Annotated in this window: 6 protein-coding genes; all 6 read right to left on the reverse strand. The window is 65.4% G+C overall.

Features of this window, described 5'->3' with window-relative positions:
• Positions 1 to 827 (reverse strand): ATP-binding cassette domain-containing protein (locus IV113_RS15725; RefSeq protein ID WP_291086795.1); only part of this gene is annotated, 827 nt, incomplete at its 3' end.
• Complete coding sequence (prmB, locus tag IV113_RS15730) at positions 824 to 1,729, reverse strand: 50S ribosomal protein L3 N(5)-glutamine methyltransferase (RefSeq protein WP_291086797.1); 906 nt, start codon at positions 1,727 to 1,729, stop codon at positions 824 to 826. The genes IV113_RS15725 and prmB, both read right to left, overlap by 4 nt.
• A 7-nt stretch (positions 1,730 to 1,736) precedes the next feature.
• A complete protein-coding gene (dapE, locus tag IV113_RS15735) occupies positions 1,737 to 2,909 on the reverse strand; it encodes a succinyl-diaminopimelate desuccinylase (RefSeq protein ID WP_291086799.1) in 1,173 nt (390 codons plus the stop codon).
• Between the two features lie 4 nt (positions 2,910 to 2,913).
• Positions 2,914 to 4,074, reverse strand: a complete 1,161-nt coding sequence (locus IV113_RS15740; protein ID WP_291086801.1) for a PilT/PilU family type 4a pilus ATPase — start codon at positions 4,072 to 4,074, stop codon at positions 2,914 to 2,916.
• A 121-nt stretch (positions 4,075 to 4,195) separates the two neighbouring features.
• The gene (dapD, locus tag IV113_RS15745) at positions 4,196 to 5,029 is read right to left on the reverse strand and encodes a 2,3,4,5-tetrahydropyridine-2,6-dicarboxylate N-succinyltransferase (protein WP_291086803.1); all 834 of its coding nucleotides are present in this window, start codon (positions 5,027 to 5,029) and stop codon (positions 4,196 to 4,198) included.
• Positions 5,030 to 5,063: 34 nt separating this feature from the next.
• Positions 5,064 to 5,563, reverse strand: a 500-nt coding sequence (locus tag IV113_RS15750; RefSeq protein ID WP_291086805.1) for an aminotransferase class I/II-fold pyridoxal phosphate-dependent enzyme, incomplete at its 5' end; no start/stop codon positions are given.

Raw genomic sequence — 5,563 nt, forward strand, 5'->3', positions numbered from 1 at the left:
GCCTGCTTGGCCTTGCTGGCCTTGGCCTTGAAGCGGTCGATGAACTTCTGCAGGTGCGCCATCTTGTCCTGCTGGCGTGAATAGGCCGACTGCTGCAGCGCCATCTGCTCGGCGCGCATGTCTTCAAAGCGGCTGTAGTTGCCGCCGTAGCGCGTGAGTTGCGCGGTGTGGATGTGGATGGTGACGTTGGTCACCGCGTCAAGAAACTCGCGGTCGTGGCTGATGACCAGCATGGTGCCTTCGTAGCGCTTGAGCCAGGCTTCCAGCCAGACCAGGGCGTCGAGGTCCAGGTGGTTGGTGGGCTCGTCGAGCAGCAGCAGCTCGCTCGGGCACATCAGCGCGCGTGCCAGCTGCAAGCGCATGCGCCAGCCGCCTGAAAAGCTGTTGACCGGGCGTTCGAGTTCGTCAGTGCGAAAACCCAGACCCAGGATGAGGGCCTGCGCGCGGGCGGGCGCGTCGTGTGCGCCGGCGTCGTGCAGCGCCATGTAGGCGTGCGCCATGCGCTCACCATCGCCGCTGTCTTCCGAAGCGGTCACTTCCTGCTGCGCCGCCAGCAGCGTCACGTCTCCCTCGATCACGAACTGCGTGGCCGACTGGTCGGTCTCGGGCATGTCCTGCGCCACCTGCGCCATGCGCCACTGTGGTGGCACGTAGAAGTCGCCCTTGTCTTCGTGCAGCGTGTGGTTGAGCAGGCCGAACAGGCTGGATTTGCCCGCACCGTTGCGCCCCACGAGGCCGACTTTTTCGCCCGGGTTGATGGTGCAGGACGCGTTGTCGAGCAGGACCTTCACGCCGCGGCGAAGGACAAGGTTTTTCAAAGTGATCATGGAGCGGGCGTCTGCGAAGTGGGCAGCGCCAAAAGGGATTCAAGGGTGAGCAGGAGAACCTGGTCGTCGCCGGCGCTGGTGGCGAGCCAGACGGTTTCCAGGTGGGGGAACGCGGCTTCAAAATGCTCGCGTTCGTTGCCGATTTCCAGCACCAGCACGCCCTGGGGCTTGAGGCGTCTGGGGATGTCGCGGATCAGCTGTCGCACGAAGTCCATGCCATCCACATTGCCGGCGATGTTGCCGTCCAGAGCCAGGGCGGGTTCTGCGCGGTATTCGGGCGGCAGCGCGGCCATGCTGCGGGCGTTCACATACGGCGGGTTGCACAGGATGAGGTCCCAGGGACCAGGACAGTTTTTCAGTCCGTCGGACACCACGAGCTGGATACGTTTCTGCAGTTCGTGGCGCGCCACGTTGATGCGCGCGACTTCCAGGGCCTCGATCGAGATGTCTGAGCCGGTCACGCGCACGTCGGGGTAGGCCATGGCCGCGAGCACGGCCAGACTGCCATTGCCGGTGCACAGATCGAGTACGTCGCGCGTCTTCTCGTCCAGCCAGGGGTCGATCGAACCCTCGGCCAGCAGTTCGGCGATGAAGCTGCGCGGCACGATGGCACGCCGGTCCACATGGAAGGGGACGCCCTGCAGCCAGGCTTCGCCGGTGAGATAGGCCGCGGGTTCGCGAGAGTCGATCCGACGCTGGACCAACGCCTCCACCTCGGCCTGCTGCTGCGCCGTGATGGGTTGGCGGGCGAGGGCGTCCAGGTCGCTGTCCAGCGGCAGGCCGAGCTGCCACAGCACCAGCCAGGTGGCTTCGTCACGCGCGTTGGTCGTGCCATGGCCATAGGCCAGATGGGCCGCATCCAGGCGGCGGGTGGCCGCAGCCAGCAGTTCTTTCAGTTTCACGGGGCGCTCAGTCGGGAGAGCCGGCGAGGCGGGACAGGTTGTCCAGCGTGCGGCGGTAGATGTTTTTGAGTGGTTCGATGTCCGCCAGGGCCACGTGCTCGTCGATCTTGTGGATGGTGGCGTTGGGTGGGCCGAGTTCGATCACCTGCGGGCACACTTGGGCGATGAATCGCCCGTCACTGGTGCCGCCGGTGGTGGAGAGTTCGGTCTCGATACCGGTTTCGCCGCGGATGGCGTCGCGTACCGCATCCACCAACGTGCCGGGTGGAGTGAGGAAGGGCCGCCCGCCCAGCGTCCAGGCAAGGTCGTAGCCGTCCCCGGCCTGAAGACCGTGGCGCGTCAGCAGTTCGGCCACGCGCTGCTGCAAGCCTTCGGGCGTGGACTCGGTGGAAAAACGGAAATTGAAGTCGATCACCACGGTGCCGGGGATCACGTTGCTCGCGCCGGTGCCGCCGTGGATGTTGCTGACCTGCCAGCTGGTGGGCGGGAAAAACGCATTGCCCTCGTCCCAGCGGGTGGCGGCCAGCTCAGCCAGCGCAGGAGCGGCCAGGTGAATCGGGTTCTTCGCCAGGTGCGGGTAGGCGATATGGCCCTGGATGCCCTTGACGGTGAGCTTGCCGCTCATGGTGCCGCGGCGGCCGTTCTTGATCATGTCGCCGGTGCGTTCCACCGAGGTGGGTTCACCCACGATGCACCAGTCCAGCCGCTCGCCACGTTGCTTCAATTGCTCGCACACCACCACTGTGCCATCCAGCGCCGGGCCTTCCTCGTCGCTGGTGAGCAAGAAGGCGATGTCGATACCGGGTTGGGGCTGCGCCGCCACGAACTCCTCGCAAGCCACCACCATGGCCGCCAGCGAGGTTTTCATGTCGCTGGCGCCACGGCCGTAGAGCTTGCCGTCGCGGTGCGTCGGTGCGAACGGATCGCTGCTCCACGCGGTGGTGGGCCCGGTGGGCACCACGTCGGTGTGGCCTGCAAAGATGAGCGTGGGCTGTTGGCCAGTGCCCAGCCGGGCCCACAGGTTGGTCACCCGGAAATCGTCGGGGCCGCTTTCGATCGTCTCGCAGACAAAGCCCAGCGCAGACAGGCGCTGCGCGATGACCGACTGGCAGCCCTCATCGCGCGGCGTGACGGAGGCGCGGGCGATGAGCTGTTCGGTCAGGCGCAGGGTATCGGTCATGGGATCAACGTTTCACGTCGAGCGTGAACTCGGTGAAGGTGGCGTCTTCGGTGGTGTCTTCGTCGCTCGCGTTCGCAGCGTCGTTCGACTTGCTCGCGTGGAAGTCGTTCTGCAGACGCCACAAGAGATTGTTGGGCGAGTCGGCCTGCGCCAGACCTTCGTTGCGGGTGACCAGACCATCGTTGATGAGGCGGGCCAGGTCCTGCTCGAAACTTTGTGAACCATCGGCCAGCGACTTCTCCATGGCTTCGCGCACGCCGGAGAAATCGGCCTTCTGGATCAGGTCGGCGATCAGGGAGGTGTTGAGCAGCACCTCCATGGCCGGCACGCGGCTGCCGGTATGCGTGCGAAGCAGCCGCTGCGACACGATGGCGCGCAGGGCGGCCGCCAAGTCACCCAGCATGGTGGGGCGCACCTCGACCGGGTAGAAGCTCAGGATGCGGTTGAGCGCCTGGTAGCTGTTGTTGGCGTGCAGTGTGGCCAGGCACAGGTGACCCGACTGGGCGTAGGCGATGGCGGCCGACATGGTCTCGCGGTCGCGGATTTCACCGATCAGGATCACGTCGGGTGCCTGGCGCAACGCGTTCTTCAGCGCGATCTGCAACGAGGCGGTGTCGGGCCCGATCTCGCGCTGGTTCACCACGGATTTCTTGTTGCGGTAGACGTATTCGATCGGGTCTTCGATGGTGAGCACGTGACCGCTGGCGGACTCGTTGCGGTGATCGATCATGGCCGCCAGCGTGGTGCTCTTGCCGGCACCGGTGGCGCCCACCATGAGCACCAGGCCGCGCTTTTCCATCACCAGATCGGCCAGCACGGGCGCCACATTCAGCGAGTCGAGCGCCGGAATGTCGCCCGGGATGTAGCGGATCACCACGGCCACCTGCCCGCGCTGGCGAAACGCGCTGATGCGGAAGTTGCCCAGCGCTTCCAAGGGAACCGCCATGTTGAGCTCGCCGGTTTCCTGCAGCTCCTCCATGCGGGTGGAAGGCACGATTTCCGAGAGCAGGTTGCGCGGAGCCTCGGGCGGCAGCACCTGGCTGTTGATCGGGATGGTCTGGCCGTTGATCTTGATCATGGCCGGCGCATGCGCCGTCAGGTACACGTCCGAAGCCTTCTTCTCGGCCATCAGGCGCAGGATGCGCTCCATTGTTCCGCTGCTCATGCTGATCCCTTCAGGTGAATTTGTTCAGTGAGACAGGCCGCCGCGCCGGGCCGCCCCAAGCAAGGCCAGCCCCCCTGGGGGGCAGCGACCCGCGAAGCGGCGGAGCGTGGGGGCATCATGCTCAGTCTCGCAACAAGTCGTTCAGGCTGGTCTTGGAGCGCGTCTGCGCGTCCACCGTCTTGACGATGATGGCCGCGTAGGTGCTGTAATCCTTGCCTGCTGCCGTTTTCTTGGGCAGGCTGCCGCTGATCACCACGCTGCCGCTCGGCACGCGACCAAACACCACCTCGCCGGTGTCGCGGTTGAAGATGGGTGTGCTCTGGCCGAGATAGACGCCCATGCCGAGCACGGAGTTCTCTTCGACCACCACGCCTTCAACGACTTCGGAGCGCGCGCCGATGAAGCAGTTGTCTTCGATGATGGTGGGGCCGGCCTGCAAGGGCTCGAGCACACCGCCGATGCCGACACCGCCCGAGAGATGCACGTTCTTGCCGATCTGGGCGCAGGAACCCACCGTGGCCCAGGTGTCGACCATGGTGTTTTCATCGACGTAGGCGCCGATGTTGACGTAGCTCGGCATCAGGATGGCGCCCTTGGCAACGTAGCTGCCGCGCCGCGCCACGGCGGGTGGCACCACGCGCACGCCGGTGGCCTTCATTTCGGATTCGCTCAGGTGGGAAAACTTGGTCTTGACCTTGTCGAAGAAGCCCAGATCACCGGCGCGCATGATTTCGTTGTCCTTGAGGCGGAACGACAGCAACACGGCCTTCTTGATCCACTGGTGCACCGTCCACTGGCCCACGGCCTCGCGCGTGGCCACGCGCAGGCGGCCCGTGTTGAGCTCGGCGATCACGTGTTCCACCGCGTCCAGCACTTCCTTGGGTGCAGTGGCTGGTGAGAGTTCGGCGCGGTTGTCCCAGGCGTTGTCGATCAGGGTTTGCAGTTGTTGTGTCATGAGGCAGGTCAAAGGAGGGAGGAGAAAAGAGAGGTCAGGCATGCCCGGCCATGAAGGCCCTGATGCGGTGGGCTGCCTCCAGGCATTCGGCGGGTTCGGCCACCAAGGCCATGCGCACGCGGCCCGTGCCCGGGTTGGATCCGGCGAAGGTGCGGGCCAAATAGCTGCCGGGCAGAACCGTCACATTGTATTGAGCCAGCAGGGCGCGGGCGAAGGCTTCGTCGGCGCTCAGGCCCGCGCTGCCATCGGCAAAAGACGCCGGCACGCCGGCCCACAGGTAAAAGGAAGCATCCGGCAAAGCCACATCCAGCACCTCGGACAGCAGGGGGGTGACCTGGGCGAACTTCTCGCGGTACTGGCGCCGGTTGTCCACCACATGGGCTTCGTCTGCCCAGGCGGCCTTGCTGGCCGCCTGCACCACCGGGCTCATGGCACCGCCGTGGTAGGTGCGGTAGAGCAGGAAAGGCTTGATGAGTGCAGCGTCACCGGCCACAAAACCGCTGCGCAGGCCGGGCACGTTGCTGCGCTTGGACA

The organism is Hydrogenophaga sp., from assembly GCF_018780385.1.
GTDB lineage: Bacteria > Pseudomonadota > Gammaproteobacteria > Burkholderiales > Burkholderiaceae_C > Hydrogenophaga.